We start from the raw sequence: 22,888 nt of genomic DNA, 5'->3' as shown, positions 1-22,888 counted from the left end.
CGCGTCAACAGCCACCAACGCTCACGCTTGCATCCGGGACCATCCCCGGCGGATCGAACGGGCAAGCGAACGGCGAGGCGGCGCAGAACAGTGAACGGCCGTGTGCCCGTCAGAAGGCACGAAAAACAGCCGTCGGAGAGGGTCCAACATGGCGACGATATCCAGCGTTCCGGTCATCAGTTCCGAAAGCAACCTCTCGCGCTATCTCCAGGAAATCCGCAAGTTCCCCATGCTCGCGGCGGAGGAGGAGTACATGCTGGCCAAGCGCTGGCAGGAGATCGAGGATTCGGACGCCGCGCACAAGCTGGTGACCAGCCATCTGCGGCTCGTGGCGAAGATCGCCATGGGCTACCGCGGCTACGGCCTGCCGCTGTCGGAGCTGATCTCCGAGGGCAATGTGGGCATGATGCAGGCGGTGAAGCGGTTCGACCCCGACCGCGGCTTCCGGCTGGCGACCTACGCCATGTGGTGGATCCGCGCCGCCATCCAGGAATACATCCTGCACAGCTGGTCGCTGGTGAAGATGGGCACCACGGCGGCCCAGAAGAAGCTGTTCTTCAACCTGCGCCGCCTGAAGGGCCAGATGCAGGCCATCGAGGAGGGCGACATGTCGCCCGAGCAGGTGCGCCACGTCGCCACGACCCTCGACGTGCCGGAGCAGGACGTCGTCAACATGAACCGCCGCCTCAGCGCGCCCGACCATTCGCTGAACGCGCCGCTGCGCGCCGACAGCGAGGGCGAGTGGCAGGACTGGCTGGTCGACGAGACGGCGAACCAGGAAATCTCGCTCGCCGAGAACGAGGAGCTGGGCAAGCGGCGCAAGCTGCTGACCGCCGCCATGGAGAACCTGAACGAGCGCGAGCGCGACATCCTGGAGGAGCGCCGCCTGCGCGACAATCCCACCACTCTGGAGGATCTGTCGCAGAAGTACGGCATCAGCCGCGAGCGCGTCCGCCAGATCGAGGTCCGCGCCTTCGAGAAGCTCCAGAAGGCTATCCGCAACGCCGCGGTGGAGCAGAAGCTGGCTGGGTAATCAACCCTCAACCCTCCGCTCACGCGCAAACTTCGTTTGCGTTGACGCGACAGGCGGACCTTTGGTCCGCCGAAAGCGGGGAGAGGCAACCGCTCTCACGCCCCCGCGGGCTCGGCCAGCTGGTCCTGCTCGTCCGGCGACAGGCCGCCGGCCTCGTCGAACAGGTCGCCGGCAACCTCCGGTCCCCATTCCTGGACCAGCCCGACCTTCACGTCCTTCAGCGCGCCGACCCGCTTTTCGGCGCGCATCACCTCGAAATTCGCCACCATCGGCGGAATGCTGAAATAGAGCGCCCAGCCGATCGCCGCCGACCCGTACATGATCAGCCAAGCCAGCGGGTCCATGAAGATCTTGCCGGCGGCGCCGATGGTGTGGTTGTGCTTCCACAGCTCGATGGCGTAGGGCATGCAGCCGCAGAAATTCAGCCCGCCGACGGTGATCGGCGCCGATTTCTCGGGGTCGCGGTCGGTGACGTAGGCGACGATGGTCGGGATCATGCCGATGCCGAACAGGATCGAGGTGGGCAGCACCACCAGACCCGCCGGGATGATCAGCAGGATCAGCGTCAGCATGCTGCCCTTGCGTTTCTTCTTCTTTCCGCCGCTCTTGCCGCCGCGCGCCATGGGTGCCACCCGATCCTTGGTTTGAAGGCCGCCGTCAGAAGGCGAAGAAGAGGATGATGCCGCCGACCAGAAGGGTCGACAGCAGGCTCGACACGATGGCGGCCACCTGCCGCCCGGACGATTCGATGATGCTGTTCCGGTCGCCGATGCTCTGCCGCAGCTTGTTGATCTCGGCGTCGGCCTCGCGGTAGGCGATCTGGGCGGCCTCGAACTCAAGCTTGTCGCGACGCAGCGCCTCCGGATCGTCGACGATCTTCAGCAGATCGCCGAGCCGCCCGTTGTGGGCCGCGGAGTCGGCCAGCTTGCGCACATTGTCCTGGTGCGGCCGGCTGTGGAAGCGGCGGAAGGCCGGGTCGAGCAGGGAAACCACCCAGGCGGCGAGGTGCGACAGACCGTCGGTGCCGGTGCGCGCCTGCACGTCGGCCAGGATGGTCAGCATGGCGATCACCCGGCGCATCGGCTCGATGCTGGAACCGAGCTGGGTGTAGAGCATCTCGTCGGTCCGCCTGTGCCGCACCGCCAGGAAGGCGGCGATGTGGCGGTCGATGGGGTCCTTGTGCCGCTCGCTGCCCGCCCCCGTCCAGTCGAGCGCCCGCAGCAGCTCGGCCGGGTTGGTCGGCATCTGCTTGGCGACCAGCGGGCTTATGCAGGGCATGGTGGGGTTCATCTCGTAGAGCACGCGCTCCACCCCCAGACCGTGGCCCGTGCGGTCCAGCAAACCGCGGACCTGATCGAAGTTCTGCACCATCGGCACGAACTCCGGCTTGAAGTCGCTCTGCACGCTCACCCAGAACATGGGAAGCTGGTTGGCCAGTACCTCGGCCGACGGCTGGGGCGACTCGCCGCGCAGGAAGGCTTCGGCCAGCATGGTGCCGATGCCGTCGGGCATCATCGCCTTGCCGCGGTAGCGGATGGGCGCTCCGGGATCCAGCGCCATGCAGACGCGGGCGACCAGCCGTTCGGCCATGCTGCCGCCCTTGCCGGTGGTCGAGGCGGTCTGCACCGCGTTCGCCACCGCCTCGGCGCGGGCGTCGTCGCCCATGGAGCGGCGCAGCCATTTGTCCAGCTCGCCGCCCTCGATGACCGTGGCGGCGGGCGCCACATGGCGGGCGAAGGCGCGGGCCAGCGTGCGGCAATGCCAGTAGTCCTGCCCCTGGAACTCCAGCGGACGGGCGGCGCGGCGCGGCACCTGCGGCTGCTTCGGGCTGAGGCGGCGCCCGGCGACCCACAGGTCGAGGTCCTGGAGCGTCCAGCGCTGTTTGGGATCGTCGACCAGCAGACCGCGGATCACCTCGCTGATGGCCAGCGGCAGGCGCATCTGGCCGACCAGCGCCGGGTAGGACCCGCGCTCGATCTTGGCCTGAAGAATCGCCTCGTCCTCCGCCGCCCCCACCGGGTTGCGCCCCAGCAGCAGGAGCAGCAGCGTCACGCCCAGCGAATAGAGGTCGTCGGCCATGGTGCCGGTGCCGCGCCCGGCCGGCGAGGCCATGCCGCGCTCCACCGTCTCCAGCAGGACCGTCTGGCCGTAGCCGGGCGGGGTGGACAGGCATTCGCCCAGCATCAGGCTGCTGGAGGCCAGATCGCGGTAATAGAGGTTGGTCGGGCGGATCGCGCCATGGACCACGCCGCGGCTCGACAGCTCCTTCAGCGCCGCGACCAGCGGATGGATGATCTGGCGGGTCAGATGGTCTTCAGGAATCGGGTCCGTGGTCTCGGTCAGGCTGTTCATCAGCCGCTTGCCCGCCGGACGCTCGAAGATCATGCAAAGGCGGCGCCCCTGGCTCGCCGGCCAGTCCACCATGCCCCAGTCGAGCAGGCGCATGTGGGCCTGGTTGTCGAGGCTGGCGACGGTGGCGGCGATGTCGGTGCGCGCCAGCGTGGCGCCGTGGCCGATGATGGCAAAGGCTTCGGAGCGCTTGTCACGCAGCGGCTTTGCCGTGTAGGCGTTGCCGCCGATTGTGTTGAGGGCGGCGAGCGGCGCGCTGGGGTGGATTTCGTACCGCTCGGCCAGCTTGACCGGCTCGGCGTTCGCCATCATCCGATCCGCGGCGGCTGCGGTCATGGCATCGGATGGCATGGCGTTCGAATCCCCGGAGCCTGCGAGCGTGTGCCAGCCTTAGTCGCTCGAAAAGGGCAAACAAATTGTTAACGCGGGGGTAAGTGGTCGCTCCGGCCCCCTCCCGACCTCCCCCCGCTGCGCAGGGGGAGGAGAAAAGCCCTCCCCTGCGAAGCGGGGGAGGGTTGGGTGGGGGCTCACCTCAACCACTCGCCAACCGCGTTTGCGGCTCAATCCTGGAACGGATCGTTCATCAGGATGGTGTCGTCGCGCTCCGGGCTGGTGGACAGCAGGGCCACCGGGGCCTGGATCAGCTCTTCCACATGACGGACGTACTTCACCGCCTGGGCCGGCAGCTCCGCCCAGGAGCGGGCGCCCTGGGTGCTGTCCTTCCAACCCTCGAAGGTCTCGTAGATCGGCTCGACGCGGGCCTGGGCGCCGGCGTTGGCCGGGAAGTAATCCAGCTCCTGCCCGTCCAGACGGTAGCCGACGCACACCTTGATCTCGTCGAAGCCGTCCAGCACGTCCAGCTTGGTCATGGCGATGCCGTCGATGCCGCCGGTCTTCACCGCCTGGCGCACCATCACGGCGTCGAACCAGCCGCAACGGCGCTTGCGGCCCGTCACCACGCCGAACTCCTTGCCGCGCTGGCCGATCAGCTCGCCGACGTCATCGAACAGCTCCGTCGGGAACGGGCCGGAACCGACACGCGTCGTGTAGGCCTTGCAGATGCCCAGCACATAGCCGACGGCGCGCGGGCCCATGCCGCTGCCGGCGGCGGCGTTGCCGGCCACCGTGTTGGAGGAGGTGACGTACGGATAGGTGCCGTGGTCGATGTCGAGCATCTGGCCCTGGGCGCCTTCGAACAGGATGCGCTTGCCGGCGCGGCGCAGCTCGTCCAGCGTCTTCCAGACGACCGAGGCGTAGGGCAGCACCTGCGGGGTGATCTCGCGCAGCGGGTCCAGGATGTCGGCCGGGGTCATCTCCGGCGCGCCCAGGCCGCGGAGCAGCAGGTTGTGGTGGGCCAGCAGGGCGTCCACCTTCTCCTTCAGCACCGCCTCGTCGCCGAGGTCGCACAGGCGGATGGCCCGGCGGGCCACCTTGTCCTCATAGGCCGGGCCGATGCCACGGCCGGTCGTGCCGATCTTGCCGGCGCCGCGAGCCTCCTCGCGCGCCTTGTCGAGCGCGCTGTGGACCGGAAGGATCAGCGGAACGTTCTCGGCGACCTGGAGCGTGGCGGGGGACACGTCCACGCCCTGGCTCTTGATCGCCGTCACTTCGCGGATGAAGGCCCAGGGGTCGAAGACGACGCCGTTGCCGATGATCGACAGCTTGTTGGAGCGAACCACGCCCGAAGGCAGCAGGCTCAGCTTGTACGTCACGCCGTTGATCACCAGCGTGTGGCCGGCGTTGTGACCGCCCTGGAAGCGCACCACCACGTCGGCCCGGCTGGACAGCCAGTCGACGATCTTGCCCTTGCCCTCGTCGCCCCACTGGGCGCCGACCACCGCCACGTTGGCCATGTGTGTCTCCGCAAAAAAAGAAGGCAGAAAGAAAACGTTGCCCATGCAGAGGCGTCCCCCGACCTTGCGGGGGAAACCTCATCTTGAAGTCTCAAGTCAGCGGCGTGACCGTGCCGCCGTCCAGACGGTGACCGCAGTCCAGCCGCCGGGCCTCCGCCGCCGCGTCCGCCACGGGGGCCAGCCCCGCCACGGTGACCCAGCCCTCGGCGCGCAGCTTGCCCGCCACGGCCCAGGAGGTGCCATGCGGCACATAAACGCGCTTGGCCGGCTCCGGCGCCGGAACGGCGCGCAGGAGCGTGTCCATGTAGAGGGTGAAGCCGGTCCCCGGCTCGCCCTCCTCCTCCACGCCCGGACGCACGCCGGCGCGGTAGCGGCCACCCGCCCCCAGCTCGCCGCGCACGTCGCGCGCGAACAGGGTGAAGCTGAGGCCGGTCTGGTATTCGAAACCGCGATGCTCGACCAGATCGACGGTGATCGTCAGATCGGGGCGCGCGGCGCGCAGCAGGCGCAGGGCGTCGGTCAGGCGGCGCCGGTCCTTCTCCGCCGTTTCCGGCAGCGGCAGCGCCGACAGCACCTCCATGGCGCGCTCCGCCGGGCCGGAGGCGGCCATCAGCGCGTGCAGCAGCGAGGCCGCCGGCCCGCCGACCGCGGTCACAGCCGCCGCGTCCTTCTTGTCCAGCGCCTCGCGCAGACGGGCGGTTTCCTCATCGCCGAGCCCCAGGCCACGGCAGACCCGCGCCACCATGGTTGGCACGCAGAGGTCCACCGACAGGTGCTTCACCCCCACCCCTTCCAGGGCGTGGGCGGCCAGCAGGATCACCTCGGCGTCCGCCTCGGCCTCCAGCGGGCCGATCAGCTCGACGCCGACCTGGGTGATCTGCCGCTCGGGACGCAGCTGCGACCCCTTCACGCGCAGCACCGGCCCGGCGTAGCACAGCCGCACCGGGCGGGCGCCGTTCTTCAGGCGGGTGGTGGCGATGCGCACGATCTGCGGGGTGATGTCGGCGCGCACGGCCATCATGCGCTGCGACAGCGGGTCCATCAGCCGGAAGGTCTGCTTCGCCATGGCGGCGCCAGAGCCGGACAGCAGATTGTCCTCGAACTCGACCAGCGGCGGCTCGACACGCTCATAGCCATGGGCCGTGAAGTCCGCCAGCAGGTGCGCCACCGCCACCGCTTCGTGCGCCGCTTCGGGCGGCAGCACGTCGTGGAGGCCGGCGGGCAACAGGGCGGAGCTCAGGGAATCAGCGGGCATGGCCTGCGTCGTCTCGTCGAATGGGTGGCAAACCGTCGGCATGGCGAGAGCCCGCAAGTCCGATGGGCATGCGGTGCTCGGGCATACGGAGCGGGTCAATACCCCACCCCGCCTTCCTCATGCAAACGGAAAAGCCCCGCGGCCCGTGCCCGTCTCCCCTGCGCCGACCACAGGCGCCCGTCTGGAGCAGTTCGAAACATGAATGCATTCCAGCCGAATCTTTATTGAGTTTGATGCGAAATCTCCGGCATCCTGTGTGCGAACCGTGCCAGCAGCAGCGGGGCAATGGCGCCATGGCACGCCCGTCCGCCAGCTACGAAGTCCAGATTTACAAGCAGGACCACTGGGTCCTCGAGGGCCGCTTCGACACCGAGGCGGAGGCGCTGGTCTTCGGTCGCAAGGCGCTGTCCGGCGGCAGGATCGAGGGCATGCGGGTGGTGCGCGACTGGCGGCGCCCGGACGGTCGTCATGTCGAGACGGAAGTCCATGTGGAGTTCCGTCAGGTCTCCCGCACGGTGGCCGCCTCCCCCATCGACGAGGCGCCGGCGCTCTGCCTCACGCTCGACCATTGCTACGGCGTGCAGAGCCGCATGGCGATGAACCGCGTGCTGCGCAATTACGTGGAGCGCGCGGTGGTCACCCCGACCGAGGTGCTGCACAATCACGCGGAGCTGGCCCGGCTTCTCAACACCGACAACCTCGTGCCCACCGCGGTCGGGCGGGTCGCCGCGCTCCAGGCGGAGAAGGCCGGGACGGACGGGCGTGGGCGGCGCGACGCGCTGAACCTGCTGATGCACGAACTGACCGACCGCGCGCGCGTCGCCGCCGCGCGCAAGGACCTGCCGGCCATCGCCGCCACCGGCTTCCGCCCCATGTTCGACCGGCTGGATTCGATCCTGCCGGCGGAGGAGCGCGATTTCCTCGCCCGCGTGGTGCTGTCGCGCGAGCTGGTGCAAATGCGCAATTGGCTGGCCAAGCTGGATTTCCTGGGTGAGCTGGCCCGGGAGGATGGGGCCGCGGCCGACCGGCCGCTGGGGCTGCTCGACGGGGTGATCGCCGACGTTCTGGGCGCCCCCTCCGTCGCGCAGGAACTGCTGGGCGCCCAGGGCAGTTTGGCGGAGGCGCTGTGCAACCTGATCGACCTGTCGCGGGGCCGTCTGTCTCCCGCCAAGCGGGCGGAGGACGATCGTGCCGTCCAGTTGAACGAGCTTCTCGCCTTCCACGACCTGGACCAGACGCGGCTGGTCATCCTGGATCTGGTGCGCCGGCAGTTGAAGGGCACGCAGCCGCTCTACCGCTCCGACCCGTCGCTGGAGATGGATGCCTTCCAGGAGATCCTGAAGCGCACGCTCGGCCCCGACGGACCGGCCGGGGGCGGCCCGATGGCCGAGGCGCTGGTCCTTCGCTACCTGCGCTTCCTGGAGGGCGGCGGGGCGCCGGGCCGCAAGCAGGCCATCACGGAGGTGGCCGGCCGCATTCCCGACGCGCGGGACCGGGTACGCTTCCTGCTGGCGCTGGCCGACTCCGACCTCGGGCATGGGCACGCCGGGGACATCGCCCGGCTGCTGCACGCGCTGACCGGCACCCCGGCGGGCTATGGCCGCTTCATCCACCCCCGCCTGCCGCCGCGCGACAATCTGGAAGCGCTGACCCTGCTCTATTGCCAAGCCGCCGACTCGGCGCTGCCGGAGGAGACGCGAACCCGCCTGACCGGCGACCTCGACGCGCTTCTGGTGGCCTACATCACCGAGGACCGGGTGGTGGAGCGGCTGGACGACCCCGGCGATGCGCTGCGGCTGCGCGCAAATCGTCTGCTGCAGGTCTGCGCGCCGGGCATCCTGCGCAGCCGGCGGGCGCTGGAGATGGTGCGGCGCCGCGTCGTCGAGCATCTCCGCCAGCCGCAGTTCGACCGGAAATACGTGGAGGACCTGCCCGACGCGGCGGCGCAGCAGCGCGCCCTGCGGGAGTTCTACCGCATGTTGGGAGAAGCCGGATTCGTCTGACCCGCGGACGGGACACAACCCGATGCGGATGGACAGCACCGGCCCCTTTGGATAATCAGCGCATCACATCGGGAAAGACGGGGCGCCGCCATCGGCCTCCGCGGCGACGAAGGGCACAGCCTTGGGCAATGGCGTCGGCAATGGAATTGCGCTGGGACCAGTCTTCCACATCATCGGCATTCTTCTGACCATCCTAGGGCTGGGCATGCTGCTGCCGGCGCTGGCCGACGCCGCCGTGGGCAACCGGGACTGGACAGCCTTCGTCGGTTCCAGCGCGGCGACGCTGGCGGTCAGCGGCGGCATGGTGCTGGCGACGTCGAGCAAGGAGCACGCGCGCTTCACCGTGAAGCAGCATTTCCTGCTGACCACGCTGTCCTGGTGCGTCCTGGCGACCTTCGGCGCCCTGCCCTTCATGATCTCCGCGGCGCGCCTGTCCTTCACCGACGCCTATTACGAGGCGATGTCGGGCCTCTCCACCACCGGCGGCACGGTCATCGTCGGGTTGGACGACGCCCCGCCGGGGGTTCTGCTGTGGCGGTCGCTGCTGAACTGGTTCGGCGGGGTCGGCATCATCGTCATGGCGATAGCGGTGCTGCCCATCCTGCGGGTCGGCGGCATGCAGTTGTTCCGCACCGAGTCCTCCGACAAGGGCGACAAGCCCTTCGCCACGGTGCAGGACACCGCGGGCGCCATCGCCATGATCTATCTGGCGCTGACCATCCTGTCGGCGGTGGCCTACCATCTGGCCGGCATGACGTGGTTCGACGCGATCAACCACGCCATGGCCTCCATCGCCACCGGCGGCTTCTCCACGAAGGACGCCTCGCTCGGCTGGTTCGATTCCCATGCGGTGCTGTGGGTGGCGACCTTTTCGATGATCTCCGGGGCCTTGCCCCTGACTTGGTACATCCGCCTGCTGCGCGGCCAGCGCAACGCGCCGGTCTTCGGCGACAGCCAGGTGAACGCGCTGCTGGCGATCCTTCTGGTGGCCGGCGTCGCCATGACCCTGTGGGCCTTCGCCGTGGTCGGCTTGCCCTTCCCGGACGCGCTCAGCCATTCGGCGGTGAACGTCACCTCGATCATCACCGGGACCGGCTTCGTCTCCACCGACTATTCGACCTGGGGCAGCTTCGCCGTAGTCGCCTTCTTCTTCTTCTACTTCATCGGCGGCTGCACCGGATCGACGTCGGGGTCGATCAAGATCTTCCGCTGGCAGGTGCTGGCCCTGTCGATGCTGAACCAGATGCAGCGGATGCTGAAGCCGAACCGCGTGCTCGTCCCGCTCTACCAGGGCAAGGTGCTGGACGAGGATGTCGTCGGCTCTGTCATCAACCTTGCCTTCGCCTTCATGGCGGCCTTCGGCATCCTGTCGCTTCTGGTCGCCGCGATGGGTGTGGACTACCTGAGCGCGGCCAGCGCCGTCGCCTCCGCGCTCGCCAACGCCGGACCGGGGCTGGGGCCGGTGGTCGGCCCGTCGGGCACCATGGCTCCCCTGCCGGACGCCGCGAAATGGGTGCTGAGCTTCGCCATGCTGCTCGGCCGGCTGGAAGTCTTCACGGTGCTGGTGCTGATCCTGCCGAGCTTCTGGCGGGATTGAGCGGGCCATGAAAAAGGCCGCGCCTCCGTGGCGCGGCCTTCCTTTTCGGCCCTGTACGACTCAGCGCCCGAAGGTCTCCGCCTTGACCGTGGCGAAGGCCCAGTCGAGCCAGGGCAGGACCGCCTCCATATCCTCGTTCTCCACCGTGGCGCCGCCCCACAGGCGCAGGCCGGGAGGGGCGTCGCGGTAGGAACCGGCGTCGAAGGCGGCCTCCTCCTTCTCCAGAAGCGCGGCGAGCTTCTTGGCAAACTCCTCCTGGGCCTCCGGCGTCAGGGCGGTCACCTCGGGGTCGGTGAAGCGCAGGCAGATCGACGTGCAGGAGCGCGTCGCCGGATCGTCCCCCAGGAAGCCGGCCCAGGTCGAGGCCGCAACCCACTCCGAGACGATGCGCAGGTTCTGCTCCGACCGGCGGATGAGCTGGGTCAGGCCGCCGACCGACAGCGACCAGCGCAGCCCGTCGATGGCGTCCTCCACGCAGAGCATGGACGGCGTGTTGATGGTGTCGCCGACGAAGATGCCTTCGATCAGCTTCCCGCCACTGGTCAGGCGGAAAATCTTCGGCAGCGGGCGGTCGGGCTGGAAGCTTTCCAGCCGCGCCACGGCGCGCGGGCTGAGCACCAGCATGCCGTGCGCGGCCTCGCCGCCCAGCACCTTCTGCCAGGACCAGGTGGCGACGTCGATCTTGCTCCAGGGAATGTCCATGGCGAAGGCGGCGGAGGTCGCGTCGCAGATCGACAGGCCCTCGCGGTCCGCCGGAATCCAGTCGCCGTCCGGCACCCGCACGCCCGATGTCGTGCCGTTCCAGGTGAACACCACGTCGCGGCTGAAATCGGCCTGCGACAGGTCCGGCAGTTCGCCGTAGGGGGCTTGGATGGTCCGCACGTCGGACAGGCGGAGCTGCTTGGTGACGTCGGTCACCCACTCCTTGCCGAAGCTCTCCCAGGCCATCATGTCGACGCCGCGTTCACCCAGCAGGTTCCACAGCGCCATCTCCACCGCCCCGGTGTCAGAGGCCGGAACGATGCCGATGCGGTAGTCGCCGGGGATCGCCAGGACGGCGCGGGTCAGGTCGATGACCTCCTTCAGCTTCGCCTTGCCCGGCTTCGAGCGATGGGAGCGGCCGAGCAGCGCGCCGTCCAGGGCGTCCAGCGACCAGCCGGGCCGCTTGGCGCAGGGGCCGGAGGAAAACAGCGGGTTCGACGGCCGGCGGGCGGGCTTCATGGACAGTCTACTCCCCAAAACTCGGGATTGCGGTATGGCCGGGGACGATAGGAGGTGCGCGGAGGCCCGTCAATCAGCCGCTCACGCGCAGCAGCGTCGCCTGGATGTGCCGCGTGCCCGCCGCGTCGCAGATGTAGTAGCAGACCGCCACCCGTCCGTCCGCCAGCACGGTCGCCCAGGGATAGCCGACGTCGGGCGACGGCGCGTCGTCGCGGATGACGATCTCCGGTGCGCTCTCCAGCGTCTCCCGCCGGCTGTCCCAGACCCGGGCGCGCACGCCGCAGGGCTGGTGGCGGTAGCCGTAGACGACGAGCAGCCGCCCGTCCGGCAGCGGGCAGGCGTCGTAGGGGTGCCCGATGACCGCGCTCTCGACCCAGGGCGCCCAGCTTTCCCCCAGATCGTGGGAGACCGAGGTAGCGAGGCGGTCGCCCAGCCCGGTGGTGCGGTGGAAGGCGACCAACTGCCCGTCCGCAGTCAGGTGCAGAGCGGTCTCGCAAAAGCCGGCCCGCCCCGCCGGGTCGCGCGCGATGGTGCTGCGCAGAGCCCAGCTTTCCCCGCGGTCACGGGAGGCGAACAGGTAGCTGGTGTAGGGGCCGCCGGTGTAGGTCGCCATCAGCAGCGTGCCGTCCGGCGCCTCCACCGCACGTCCGCGCACGGCACCGCCCAGCATCGGGCGCAGGCCGGGCAGGATCGGCCCCTGGTCCGGCAGTTCCGGCAGGTAGCGGTGGGCCGACCAGTGCCGCCCGCCGTCGTCGCTGACGCGGGTGCTGCCGCCCCAGAACAGGAAGAAGGTGCCCGACGTCCCGGCGTTGCCCAGCAGATGGACACCCTTCTCGCGCAACCGCAGGCCATGGCACGCCGACATCGGGTACCAGCCGAAGCTGCCCATGACGATCCGCCCCGAGCGCAGAACCAACAGGCTGGGGTCCTGGTCGCCCGCCTCCGGGTCGGTGGGCAGCGGCTGCGGCGCACCCTCCGGCTCGAAATCCGGGGTGAAGCGCTGGATCACGAGGTGGGAGCGCGAGTCCACATGATCGACGCTGGTGAAGTCGCCGCCGCCCTCCGCCGCCTCCCCATGAAGCCAGCGGTGATCGCGGGCACGCCGGAAGGCCACCAGCACCCGCCCGTCGGCCAGTGTCGCCGCCGAGGGGAAGGACGCGTAGAAGCGGCGGTCGCTGTAGACGATGCGATGGGAAAGACTGTCGAGCATGCCCCTGAAATCCACGTTGCGCCCGCGGCATTGGGGGCGCCCGGCCAATGTCCGGTTGCTGGAATGAAGGATTCCTTTACGGTGCGCGTGATCCCCTGATAGTCACGCTCCATTCCACGGCCCTTTCCGGCGAAGGTCATGACCGAAGCGACCACCACCGCGAATATCCCCTATGGCCGCCACCGCGACCGCAACGACCTGTCGCAGGTGCTGCCGCTGACCACCCCCTTCTCACTGCTGATCGACCCGTCGAACGGCTGCAATTTTCGCTGCGTCTTCTGCGCCACCGGCAACCCGGAGCTGCTGAAGGAGGTCGGTCGGCCGCGCGGGGCCATGAAGTTCGACCTGTTCCGCAAGATCGCCGACGACATCGCCGAATTCGACGCGCCGATCAAATCCGTCCACCTCTACAAGGACGGCGAGCCGCTGGTGAACACGCGGATCGAACACATGGTGCATCGTCTGAAGTCGCAGGGACTCGCCCGCCATGTCGAGATGACCAGCAATGGCTCCCTGCTGACGCCGGAGAGGGCGGACGCTCTGCTGGCCGCCGGGCTGGACGCCATGCGCGTCTCCGTCTACGGGGCCAGCGACGCCATGTACAAGCGCATCACCCGGCGCTTCGACCGTTTCCAGACCATCGTCGACAACGTGGCCTATCTCTACCGCCGCAAGACCGAGCTGGGCCGCGACTTCCACCTCCACTGCAAGATCATCAACGTGGAGCTGACGGAGGAGGAGCGGCAGAGCTTCATTGACACCTTCACGCCGATCGCCGACAGCCTGTTCGTCCACCCCCTGCACGGCGAGGAACTGGCCGAGGAGAGCGCCTTCGCCGCCGCCCCGGACACCGCCCGCAAGGTCTGCTCCGAGCCCTTCCTGAAGCTGGCCATCAACTTCAACGGCGAGGTGTCGGTCTGCTGCGCCGACTGGCGCATGGGGACCATCGTCGGCAACGTCGCCGAGGAGTCGCTGCGCGACATCTGGAACGGCGAGCGGCTGCGCGATTTCCGGCTGAAGCATCTGGAGGGCCGGCGCGACGAGATCGAGGCCTGCCGCGGCTGCTCCTACGTCCAGACCCTGCCCGCCGACAACAACCTGGACGGCTTCGCGGCGGACCTCATCGCCAAGTACCGGGCCTGAGCGTCCGCACAAGGCCCACCTTCAGGGCCAGCGCTTCGCGCGCAGCGGCACCGCGCCGGAGCCCTCCCCCGCCGCCGTTCCGGACTCCTGCGGGTCCGGCTCCCGCGGCTCCGATTCGAGCGGCTCCACCTCCAGCGGCCGGTCGGACAGCAGGTCCTTGATCGGCACGCCGAGGATCTCCTCCTGGTCCCGTTCCGCCTGCTCCAGCAGATGGGCCGTGCGGTCCTGCCAGGGCAGTTCCAGCCCGCCCAGCCCACGGACGGAGCCGCGCAGGCCAATGCCCAGCGCCTTCATCAGGTCGAACAGCGTGGCCTCGCTGAGGTCGCGGGTGACGACCCAGGCGTTGTGCGTGGTGTGGGCCACCCAGTGGGCATCGCGAAGCTGCTCCAGGATGCCGTCGATCAGCACCGTGCCGACCGGCACGCGCCCGACCAGCGTCCGCCGCCGCAAGCCCACGCCGAGCCGCGTGCCCTCCAGAAGCTCGTGCAGGACGGCCAAGGCCAGCCCCAGCCGCTGGGCCGGCAGCAGCCCCTCCGGCCCGCCGCGGGTAATCTTGCCGGCCCGCCATTCCGGCAGCGAGGCGGTGATGACCGCGCCGAACAGCACAGTCGACCAGGCGATGTACAGCCAGAACAGGAAGATCGGCACGGTCGCCAGCGCGCCGTAGATGGTCTGGTAGGCGGGAAACTCCTTCATGTACATGGCGAAGCCGGCCTTGGACGTCTCCAGCAGCAGCGAGGCCACCGCCCCGCCGCAGGCGGCGTCCATCCAGCCGACGTCCCGGTTCGGGATGATGACGTAGAGCAGCGTGCAGCCGACCAGCTGCAGCATGAAGGGCAGGATCGCCCCGATCCCCACCAGCGGGTCGGCGAAGCCCTCCAGATGGGCGAACTGGAGCACCGCCCACAGGGTGCTGGACAGCGACAGGCTGGCGCCGGCGAACAGCGGGCTCAGCGACACCACCGCCCAGAAGGACAGGATGCGGGTGACGTAGGAGCGCGGCTCGCGCACCCGCCAGACGGTGGCGAAGGAGCCCTCGATGGTCCAGATCAGCAGGACCGCGGACATCGCCAGCCCGACGATGCCGAACACCGGCATCTGCCCGGCGTTGGCCATAAAGGCCGCCAGATATTGCAGGATGGCGTCGCTGTTCTCCGGCACGAGGTTCTTGAACAGCAACGTCTGGATGCGCGATTGCAGCGCGTTGAAGGCTGGAAAAGCCGAAAAGATCGCGAAGCCGATGGTCATCAGCGGCACCAGCGCCAGCAGCGAGGTGTAGGTCAGCGAGGCCGCCGTCTGGAAACAGTTGTCGTTGTAGAAGCGCATGGAGGAATAGGCGATGAAGCCGCCGATCTCCCGAACGCGCACAAAGGGGTTCCACGCCCCTTTCGAAGTGCCTTCGGTTTCAGCCACAGGACGCCTCCCGCCTTGGTTTGACCGGGCCGGTCTTTCGTGTAGGATGCGGCCCACTTTTCAAAGCATACTCTGGATGCACGAGGTACGGATGTCCAACCCGAAGCCGCTCATGGACGGCAAGCGTGGCCTGATCATGGGCGTGGCGAACGATCGTTCGATCGCCTGGGGAATTGCCTCCACGCTGGCGCAGCACGGCGCCGAGCTGGCCTTCACCTACCAGGGCGACGCGCTGCTGAAGCGCGTGAAGCCGCTGGCCGATCAGGTCAAGGCCCCGCTGCTGCTGCCCTGCGACGTCACCGACGAGGCCAGCGTCGACGCGACCTTCGCCGCCATCGAAAAGGAATGGGGCAAGCTGGACTTCCTGGTTCATGCGATCGCTTTTTCCGACAAGAACGAACTCGACGGCCTCTATCTCGACACGACGCGGGCCAACTTCCTGCGCACCATGGACATCTCCTGCTATTCCTTCACCGCGGTGGCGCAGCGCGCCGTTCCGCTGATGAAGGAGGGCGGCAGCCTGCTCACCCTCTCCTACTACGGCGCTGAGCGCGTGATGCCCCATTACAACGTGATGGGCGTCGCCAAGGCCGCGCTGGAGGCCAGCGTGCGTTACCTGGCGGTCGATTTGGGCGGTCGGGACATCCGCGTCAATGCCATCTCCGCCGGCCCGATCAAGACGCTGGCCGCCAGCGGCATCGGCGACTTCCGCTACATTCTGAAGTGGAACGAGCTGAACGCCCCGCTGAAGCGCAACGTCACCATCGGCGAGGTCGGCGGCGCCGGCTTGTTCCTGCTGAGCGACCTCGGCACCGGCGTGACCGGCGAGGTGATGCACGTTGACTCCGGCTACCACACCGTCGGCATGGTCGCGGTGGACGCGGCGGCCGAGGTGTCGCAGCTCCTGGGATCGCTGGGCGGCGCGGCCAAGCCCGCCTGATCCCGAGCCTCTGGCGACGGCGGGCGCGTCCGGTTCGTTCCGGAACGCCCGCCGGAAACGCCCTTACCTGGTTTGAGGTATTTTTTACCGATCGTCGTATTACCTACTTTTGCGCACCGCAGCAGACCGCTATTCTTCACGCTTACGGAAGGTTGCGGAAGGTGACAGTCGGATGCGTGCACGGCGGCAATCGGATTCGGTGTCCCCGATTCTGGAGCAAATTCTCTACGGCGGCTCCAGCGTCTCGATGAACTTGATCACCATCACCCGCGAGATCCCCGAAGAAAACCGCCTGTTCCGTGCCCGTGGGTTGAACAAGGCCATTCTGTTCAAGTATCCGAATTTCGACGAAGACGCCGACGACTACGCCAACCCCATCGCTGACGAGGATGAGGATGGCGACGCCGCTTCGCGGCCGGTCGAGACCGGCATCTACATTCCGCACAGCGTCGAACACACCGAAGCGGGCGGCCTCGCCATCTATCTGCGCGCCCGCAACAGCAACCTCCTGCTGGCGGAACAGTTCGGTATCGGCGAGGCCAACAGCGAGGCCGCGGCCGCGGACCTGCGCACCCTTACCCTGATCGACAGCGTGCCCTCGCTGGACGCCTTCCTGCTGAAGGCGTGCTTCGAAGGCGAGAAGGTCCCGGTGGACAAGCGTCACTGGGCGATCAGCGACGCCGAAGACCAGCAACTCCGCCGCCTGATCCGGGCGCGCATCGAACCCATTGTGCGCAAGGCCATCGACGGCGGCGGCACCGGCGCCCAGAGCATCGAACGCTTCCTGGAGGCGATTTGGAATCCCGAGCTTGAGGAAGCCGGCCTGTTCGTCTCGGCCTTCGGCATCGACCGCAGCGAAGCGGACCAGATCTTCAGCGCCTGGAAGGGCACGACCTTCTACGAGTACCAGCTTCGCCGCATCGCGCCGCGGGCGCGGATCATCCTGAACTGGCTGAAGTCGCGGGAATGCATCCCGGTCGATATCCGCATGCACAAGCCCTATGAAACCCAGCTGCTGATGCACATCGAAAAGGTGGACAAGCTGCTGGAAACCACGCTGATGGACATCCGGCAGATCCTCGCCGACTACGAGGCGAGCTTCTCCGCCTTCATGGCCGGCCAGCCCGAGCCCTTCCGCGACTATCTGCGCAAGATCCGCTCCCATTACTGGCTGCTCGGCTACTGCGTCTCGGCGCTGACCAGCGTCGCCCATCTGGACGCCCGCTGCATGAAGAACAACCCGCAGCGCAAGCTCTACTTCGAAACCACGCACAAGCTGCTGCGCCAGTTCGAGGTCGCGCTCGACCGCCGGCGTGAGCAGAAGGGAGCGTTCTAAGTCCCCTCGCGCTTGACGCGCCGGCCGAAACGCCGCAAGAAACGCGCTCGACCGCAAAACTTGCGGTAACATCGTGTCGCATCGGGAGTCCTCGCCATGGCCGGCAACAGCTTCGGAACGCTTTTCCGCTTCACCACCTGGGGCGAGAGCCATGGGCCGGCGATCGGCGTGGTGGTGGACGGCTGCCCGTCGCTGCTCTCCCTGACGGAGGCGGACATCCAGCCCTGGCTCGACAAGCGCCGCCCCGGCCAGTCGCGCTACACCACTCAGCGCCAGGAGCCGGATCAGGTCAGGATCCTGTCCGGCGTGTTCGAAGGGCAGACCACCGGCACGCCGGTCTCGCTAATGATCGAGAACACCGACCAGCGGTCCAAGGACTACAGCGAGATCGCGTCCAAGTTCCGGCCCGGCCACGCCGACTACACCTACTGGAAGAAGTATGGCATCCGCGATTACCGCGGCGGTGGGCGCTCCTCGGCGCGTGAGACGGCCTGCCGCGTGGCGGCGGGTGCGGTGGCGCGCAAGGTGCTGGGCGACGGCGTGACCGTCCGCGGCGCGCTGGTGCAGATCGGCCCGCACAAGGTGGACCGCAGCCGCTGGAACTGGGCGGAGGTGGACAACAACCCCTTCTTCTGCCCCGACCCGCAGGCTGCCGCCGAATGGGCTGACTATCTCGACGGCATCCGCAAGAGCGGCTCGTCCATCGGCGCGGTGGTGGAGGTCGTGGCCTCCGGCCTGCCCGCCGGGCTCGGCGACCCGCTCTACGACAAGCTGGACGGCGACCTCGCCCGCGCCATGATGACGATCAACGCCGTCAAGGGCGTGGAGATCGGCAACGGCTTCGAGGCCGCCACCCTGACCGGCGAGCAGAACGCCGACGAGATGCGCGCCGGCCCCGACGGCGAGCCGGAGTTCCGGTCCAACCTCGCCGGCGGCATCCTGGGCGGCATTTCGACAGGGCAGGACGTCGTGGTGCGCTTCGCCGTGAAGCCGACCAGCTCCATCCTCACCCCGCGCCAGACGGTCGATCTGCAGGGCAAGGACACCGACATCCTGACCAAGGGCCGCCACGACCCCTGCGTCGGCATCCGCGCCGTCCCGGTCGGCGAGGCGATGATGGCCTGCGTGCTGGCCGACCATCTGCTGCGCCACCGCGCCTACGCGCGGGGCTAAGGCCATGCGGGGACCGGGACGCAGGACGGGTGCGTGGCGTGGTGCCGTGATCGCAGGGCTTCTGCTGGTCGCCGCCCCAACTCAGGCCCAATCCCAGGCCCCGGCCTACCGCGAGCATGCGGAGACCTTCAAGGACTGGCGCCTCTACTGCCAGGTCTGGAGCGAGCCGCGCCGCCTCGAATGCGAACTGCTCTCCCGCCCCGGCAGCGACCGGCGATCGCGCCTCGTCTGGCTGCGCTCCAGCGAGCGCTGGCTGGAAGGGCTGCGCTTCCGGCTGGACGAGCAGACGATGGACCTGTCGAAGATCGTCCGCGTCTGGGTGGACCGGGCGCTGTTCCGTCCCGAATACCCGTGCGAACACTTCGAATGGGAGACCAACACCTGCGCGGTGCTTGATCCGGAGACCAACGCCAAACTGGTGGAACGGCTGACTCCCGGCAAGGAGGTCTCCGCCGTCGGCTCCGCCCCGGCGGGCGGAAAGGCGGAGGTGCGCTTCTCCCTGACCGGCTTCAAGCCGGCGTTGGAGCGCATGGAGGAGATCCGCCGCGAGGCCGGCATCCGCTGGAAATAGCGGCGGCGCTCAGGCCGGGTCGCCCTCGCCGTCCGGCTTGGCGTACTTTTTCTTGGCGCGGTCCAACGAGGCGAGAAGCTGCTGGCCGATGGCCCCACCGTCGCCGCTGATCCGCCCGGCCATCACCGCCTTGATGGCGTCCACATGGGCCTTCAACAGCAGGCGTTCGTTGCCGGTGACGGCGGGAAAGCCGCCCTGCGTCGCCTCGTAGAGCGACTTGGCGATGCGGGTGATCAGCGGATAGCCGAAAATGCCACCCTGCCCGCGCATCTCGTGGGCGGAGCGGTTGATCTGCACCATCAGCGCCGGGACCGCGGCGGCGTCCGCGCCCAGCCGGTCGACACGGCGGGCTAGGTCGTCCACCTCTCCGGCGATCCAGGTGGCGTAATCGCCCGCCCGGTTCTGGATCTCCGCCTCCGCCGCCGCCAGCACCTCCTCGGGAAGCGTCGGCACGGGGTCCTTCGGCGCGATGCCCATCTTGGCGCCCAACCGGTTGGGCAGGTCGAAATGGACGACCGGAAAGCGGTCGATGCCCACCGCCTTGGAGGCGCTGTGCACCACCAGGATTTCCCTGGGGCCGGTCATCCGGCAATCCATCGCCACCGGCCGCTGCGTCCTCCGCCGGTCCGGTCCGAAATAGCCCTTGGCAAGCACGAAGCGCCGCGGCCGGGCGATGGCTGCCAGCAGGCGGCTGGCGATGATGGCCGCCGAAAAGGGTTTGGCGATGAAGTCGGTGGCGCCCAGGTCGCGCGCCTGCTCCACGTAATGGCGGTCGGCGGCGCCGGACAGCATCAGCACGGGCAGGAAGCGGTCCGGCGACTTCGGGCTGCAGCGCAGCCAGCGCAGCAGCATCAGCCCATCCACCTCCGGCATCACCAGATCGGTGATGATCACGTCCACCGGCGCCGTGCCGGGCGGCAGGGCGGCACGGCGCTCCTCCAGGAAGCGGATGGCTTCCGCGCCGCCGGCCTCAGCATGCACCGCGCCGACCCCGATGGTGCGCAGGGTCGCGGTCAGCACGTTGCGGATGAAGGCGCTGTCCTCGACCACCAGAACCGAGAGGAGGCCGAGCTTGGGCGCGCCCTTGCCGCCCGGTTCGTTCATCGGTCGAGCCACTGCGTTGCGACGGAGCGCAGTCTTCGCACGGACGGCGACGGTTTGGCGAGAGACAACGTACGAAAGGCAGGGTTGCAACCCCTGGTGAATGGGCCTGACCGGAGGTGGGGCTTTGCGAAGCGCCGCCGCCCGGCTACCCTGTCGGCCAAAACAGCGTACACCGCAACGAAACGAACACACACCGGAGGAGACCGCCGCGATGCCCCAGCCCGATCACGTCATGGCCCTACCCGTTCCCGAGACGCCCGACCTCGACCCGGACATGGCCGCGCTCTTTGCCAAGTGCGAGGAGAAGCTGGGCTTCGTTCCCAACGTGCTGCGCGCCTACAGCCTGCGCCCGAAGAAGCTGCGCACCTTCGCCCAGCTCTACAACGAGCTGATGGTCGGCGAGAGCGGCCTGTCCAAGCTGGAACGCGAGATGATCGCCGTGGTCGTGTCCTCGGCCAACCATTGCTACTACTGCCTCGTCGCCCATGGGCAGGCGGTGCGCAAACTGTCCGGCGATCCGGAGCTCGGCGAGATGCTCGCCTTCAACTACCGCGCCGCCAAGCTGGAGCCGCGCCAGCGCGCCATGCTCGATTTCGCATGGAAGCTGACCAAGGAGCCCTGGACCATGGGCGAGCCGGACCGGCAGGCGTTGCGCGACGCCGGCTTCGGCGAGGAGGAGATCTTCGACGTCGCCGACACCGCCGCCTTCTACAACATGTCGAACCGCGTCGCCTCGGCGGTGGACATGATGCCGAACCGCGACTACCACAAGCAGGACCGCTAAACGCCCGACCGCCAAACGCTGGGCCGCTGACGCCGCGCAACCACCGGAGCCCCCCGGATGCTGAGGTTCTTTGTCCGCCTGTTCGCCCTCATTGGTTTCCTCGTGGTGGCCGCCGTGGTCACCGGGGTCGTTCTGGCGGTCCGGCATGAGCCCTCCCTGCCCGACACCGTCGTGCTGGAACTGGACCTCCGCGACCCGCTGGCGGAGGGGAGCGTGGACCGGCTGGGCAGCTTCCTCGGCCATGAGACGACCTTCCAGGAGGTGCTCGACGCGCTGGAACGCGGGCGCACCGACCCGCGGGTGAAGGGCGTGCTCGCCCGCTTCGGTGGCGACGGCGCCAGCTTCGCCCAGGTGCAGGAACTGCGGGCGGCGGTGGAGCGGTTCCGCGCGTCGGGCCGCTTCGCCATCGCCTTCGCCGAATCCTACGGCGACACCGGGGCGGGCAACCGCTCCTACCTGCTGGCCAGCGCCTTCGACGAGGTGTGGATGCAACCGCTGGGGCTGCTCGGCCTGACCGGCCTGTCCGCCCAGATCCCCTTCGCCCGCGGCGCTCTGGACAAGCTGGACATCCAGCCGCAGGTGTTCCAGCGGGAGGAGTACAAGAGCCTCGCCGACAGCGTCATGCGGACGGACTTCACGCCCGCCCACCGCGAGATGATGGAGTCGCTGCTCGGCGACCTGACCAACCAGATCGTCGACGGGGTGGCGGTGAGCCGCCGCCTGCCCCCCGCCGCCGTGAAGGCGGCGATGGACCGCGCCCCCCTGATCGACCGTGAGGCGGTGGACGCCAAGCTGGTCGACCGTCTGGGCTACGCCGACGAGGCGCGGGAGGAGGCGTTGCGCCGCGCCGGGGCGGCGCCCGGTGCCGACACCATGGAAGCGGCGGACTATCTGGACATCGCCGGCCCGCCCAATCGCAACGGCCCGACCATCGCGCTGATCCACGCCACCGGCACCATCACCGGCGGCGACAGCGGCAAGCCCGGCCTGGGCGAGGTCACCGCCGGGTCGGAGACGATCGTGTCGGCCATCGAGGACGCGGTGGATGATCCAGACGTCAAGGCCATCCTGTTCCGCATCGACAGCGGCGGCGGCAGCGTGACCGCGTCCGAAACGATCCGCCGCGCGCTGGTCAAGGCCCGCCAGTCGGGCAAGCCGGTGATCGCCAGCATGGGCGGGACGGCGGCGTCCGGCGGATATTGGATCGCGCTGGCCGCCGACCGCATCGTCGCCTCCCCCGCCACCGTGACCGGCTCCATCGGCGTGGTCGCCGGCAAGATGTCGGTCGCCGGCCTGTCGGAACGGCTGGGCGTGCATTGGGGCGTTCTCGACACCGCGCCCAACGCCGGCCTGTGGTCGCCCTTCCGCCCCTTCGGCCCCACCGGGGAGGAGCGGCTGAACGCCATCATCGACAGCAGCTATTCCACCTTCCTGTCCCGCGTCGCGGAGGCCCGGCACCTCACCCCCGAACAGGCGCGGGACGCCGCCAAGGGCCGCGTGTGGACCGGCGCCCAGGCCAAGAACCTCGGGCTGATCGACGAGTTGGGCGGGGTCGCCACCGCGCTGACGCTCGCCAAGCAGGCGGCGAAACTGGCGCCGGACGATCCCGTCACCGTGACCGGCTATCCACGCCCGAAGCCGCTGATCCGGGAGATCCTCGACCTCGCCTCGGGCAAGGGCGATCTGGTGGAAGCCGTGGCGGTGCTGGCCGGATTGCGTCCGGCGCTGGCCGAACTGGCCCCGCTGGTGAACGCGGCGCGCAGCGGCGCAGTGGAGGCTCGCATGCCGCCGCTGGGGCTCGAACAGTAGAACTTTCGGACAAAATTCAGGCCGGCGGGACAACCGCCGGCCTGCAGAAGAGTGGCTGCGTCGCGTTGTGACGGCTGCGCCTCGTCAAAAGTGC

Annotated in this window: 18 protein-coding genes; 10 read left to right on the top strand and 8 right to left on the bottom strand. The window is 68.7% G+C overall.

Annotated elements, in window-relative coordinates:
* The first annotated feature begins 148 nt into the window (after positions 1-148).
* Positions 149-1,033, top strand: a complete 885-nt coding sequence (gene rpoH / locus H1Q64_RS09360) for an RNA polymerase sigma factor RpoH (RefSeq protein WP_237903271.1) — start codon at positions 149-151, stop codon at positions 1,031-1,033.
* Between the two features lie 95 nt (positions 1,034-1,128).
* Here the strand turns inward: rpoH and H1Q64_RS09355 are convergent, their stop codons facing one another.
* The 4 genes from H1Q64_RS09355 to H1Q64_RS09340 form a co-directional block, all read right to left on the bottom strand.
* Positions 1,129-1,656 carry a hypothetical protein gene (locus H1Q64_RS09355; protein ID WP_237903270.1) on the bottom strand — a complete coding sequence of 176 codons (528 nt, stop codon included), beginning with the start codon at positions 1,654-1,656 and terminating at the stop codon, positions 1,129-1,131.
* 34 nt (positions 1,657-1,690) lie between these two features.
* Positions 1,691-3,733 (bottom strand): serine/threonine protein kinase, encoded by a 2,043-nt coding sequence (locus H1Q64_RS09350; protein WP_237903269.1) that lies wholly within the window; start codon positions 3,731-3,733, stop codon positions 1,691-1,693.
* Between the two features lie 209 nt (positions 3,734-3,942).
* A complete protein-coding gene (locus H1Q64_RS09345) occupies positions 3,943-5,235 on the bottom strand; it encodes an adenylosuccinate synthase (RefSeq protein WP_014240872.1) in 1,293 nt (430 codons plus the stop codon).
* Between the two features lie 91 nt (positions 5,236-5,326).
* Complete coding sequence (locus H1Q64_RS09340) at positions 5,327-6,490, bottom strand: ATP phosphoribosyltransferase regulatory subunit (RefSeq protein ID WP_237903268.1); 1,164 nt, start codon at positions 6,488-6,490, stop codon at positions 5,327-5,329.
* 293 nt (positions 6,491-6,783) lie between these two features.
* On the opposite strand from H1Q64_RS09340, the gene H1Q64_RS09335 reads away from it, so the two are divergent.
* Both H1Q64_RS09335 and H1Q64_RS09330 read left to right on the top strand, forming a co-directional pair.
* Positions 6,784-8,493, top strand: a complete 1,710-nt coding sequence (locus tag H1Q64_RS09335; RefSeq protein WP_237903267.1) for a hypothetical protein — start codon at positions 6,784-6,786, stop codon at positions 8,491-8,493.
* A gap of 121 nt (positions 8,494-8,614) precedes the next feature.
* Positions 8,615-10,090, top strand: a complete 1,476-nt coding sequence (locus tag H1Q64_RS09330; protein WP_237903266.1) for a TrkH family potassium uptake protein — start codon at positions 8,615-8,617, stop codon at positions 10,088-10,090.
* A 60-nt stretch (positions 10,091-10,150) separates the two neighbouring features.
* On the opposite strand, the gene H1Q64_RS09325 is transcribed toward H1Q64_RS09330, so the two are convergent.
* The gene (locus H1Q64_RS09325) at positions 10,151-11,311 is read right to left on the bottom strand and encodes a phosphoserine transaminase (protein WP_237903265.1); all 1,161 of its coding nucleotides are present in this window, start codon (positions 11,309-11,311) and stop codon (positions 10,151-10,153) included.
* Between the two features lie 73 nt (positions 11,312-11,384).
* Positions 11,385-12,521, bottom strand: a complete 1,137-nt coding sequence (locus tag H1Q64_RS09320; protein WP_237903264.1) for a sialidase family protein — start codon at positions 12,519-12,521, stop codon at positions 11,385-11,387.
* Positions 12,522-12,659: 138 nt separating this feature from the next.
* On the opposite strand from H1Q64_RS09320, the gene H1Q64_RS09315 reads away from it, so the two are divergent.
* Positions 12,660-13,664, top strand: a complete 1,005-nt coding sequence (locus H1Q64_RS09315) for a radical SAM/SPASM domain-containing protein (protein WP_237903263.1) — start codon at positions 12,660-12,662, stop codon at positions 13,662-13,664.
* A gap of 21 nt (positions 13,665-13,685) precedes the next feature.
* Here H1Q64_RS09315 and H1Q64_RS09310 read toward each other — a convergent pair whose 3' ends face one another.
* Positions 13,686-15,077, bottom strand: coding sequence for a YihY family inner membrane protein (locus H1Q64_RS09310; protein ID WP_237903262.1), 1,392 nt, complete (start codon positions 15,075-15,077; stop codon positions 13,686-13,688).
* 91 nt (positions 15,078-15,168) lie between these two features.
* Here H1Q64_RS09310 and fabI point away from each other — a divergent pair, with 91 nt between their 5' ends.
* The 4 genes from fabI to H1Q64_RS09290 all read left to right on the top strand — a co-directional run bounded on the left by fabI (position 15,169) and on the right by H1Q64_RS09290 (position 19,097).
* Positions 15,169-16,017, top strand: a complete 849-nt coding sequence (gene fabI, locus H1Q64_RS09305) for an enoyl-ACP reductase FabI (RefSeq protein WP_237903261.1) — start codon at positions 15,169-15,171, stop codon at positions 16,015-16,017.
* A 199-nt stretch (positions 16,018-16,216) separates the two neighbouring features.
* Positions 16,217-17,353, top strand: coding sequence for a hypothetical protein (locus tag H1Q64_RS09300; protein ID WP_237903260.1), 1,137 nt, complete (start codon positions 16,217-16,219; stop codon positions 17,351-17,353).
* Positions 17,354-17,449: 96 nt separating this feature from the next.
* The gene (aroC, locus tag H1Q64_RS09295; protein ID WP_237903259.1) at positions 17,450-18,526 is read left to right on the top strand and encodes a chorismate synthase; all 1,077 of its coding nucleotides are present in this window, start codon (positions 17,450-17,452) and stop codon (positions 18,524-18,526) included.
* Positions 18,527-18,572: 46 nt separating this feature from the next.
* Complete coding sequence (locus H1Q64_RS09290) at positions 18,573-19,097, top strand: hypothetical protein (RefSeq protein ID WP_237903258.1); 525 nt, start codon at positions 18,573-18,575, stop codon at positions 19,095-19,097.
* Between the two features lie 9 nt (positions 19,098-19,106).
* Here the strand turns inward: H1Q64_RS09290 and H1Q64_RS09285 are convergent, their stop codons facing one another.
* On the bottom strand, positions 19,107-20,201 hold the full coding sequence (locus tag H1Q64_RS09285) for a response regulator (RefSeq protein ID WP_237903257.1): 1,095 nt from the start codon (positions 20,199-20,201) through the stop codon (positions 19,107-19,109).
* A gap of 211 nt (positions 20,202-20,412) precedes the next feature.
* On the opposite strand from H1Q64_RS09285, the gene H1Q64_RS09280 reads away from it, so the two are divergent.
* Positions 20,413-20,985, top strand: a complete 573-nt coding sequence (locus H1Q64_RS09280; protein ID WP_174451472.1) for a peroxidase-related enzyme — start codon at positions 20,413-20,415, stop codon at positions 20,983-20,985.
* A gap of 57 nt (positions 20,986-21,042) precedes the next feature.
* On the top strand, positions 21,043-22,794 hold the full coding sequence (sppA, locus tag H1Q64_RS09275; RefSeq protein ID WP_237903256.1) for a signal peptide peptidase SppA: 1,752 nt from the start codon (positions 21,043-21,045) through the stop codon (positions 22,792-22,794).
* Positions 22,795-22,888 lie beyond the last annotated feature (94 nt).

Source organism: Azospirillum brasilense, from assembly GCF_022023855.1.
Classification (GTDB): Bacteria; Pseudomonadota; Alphaproteobacteria; order Azospirillales; family Azospirillaceae; genus Azospirillum; species Azospirillum brasilense_F.
Note: the sequence above shows the minus strand (reverse complement) of the source record. Positions and strands in the feature narration are given on the sequence as shown.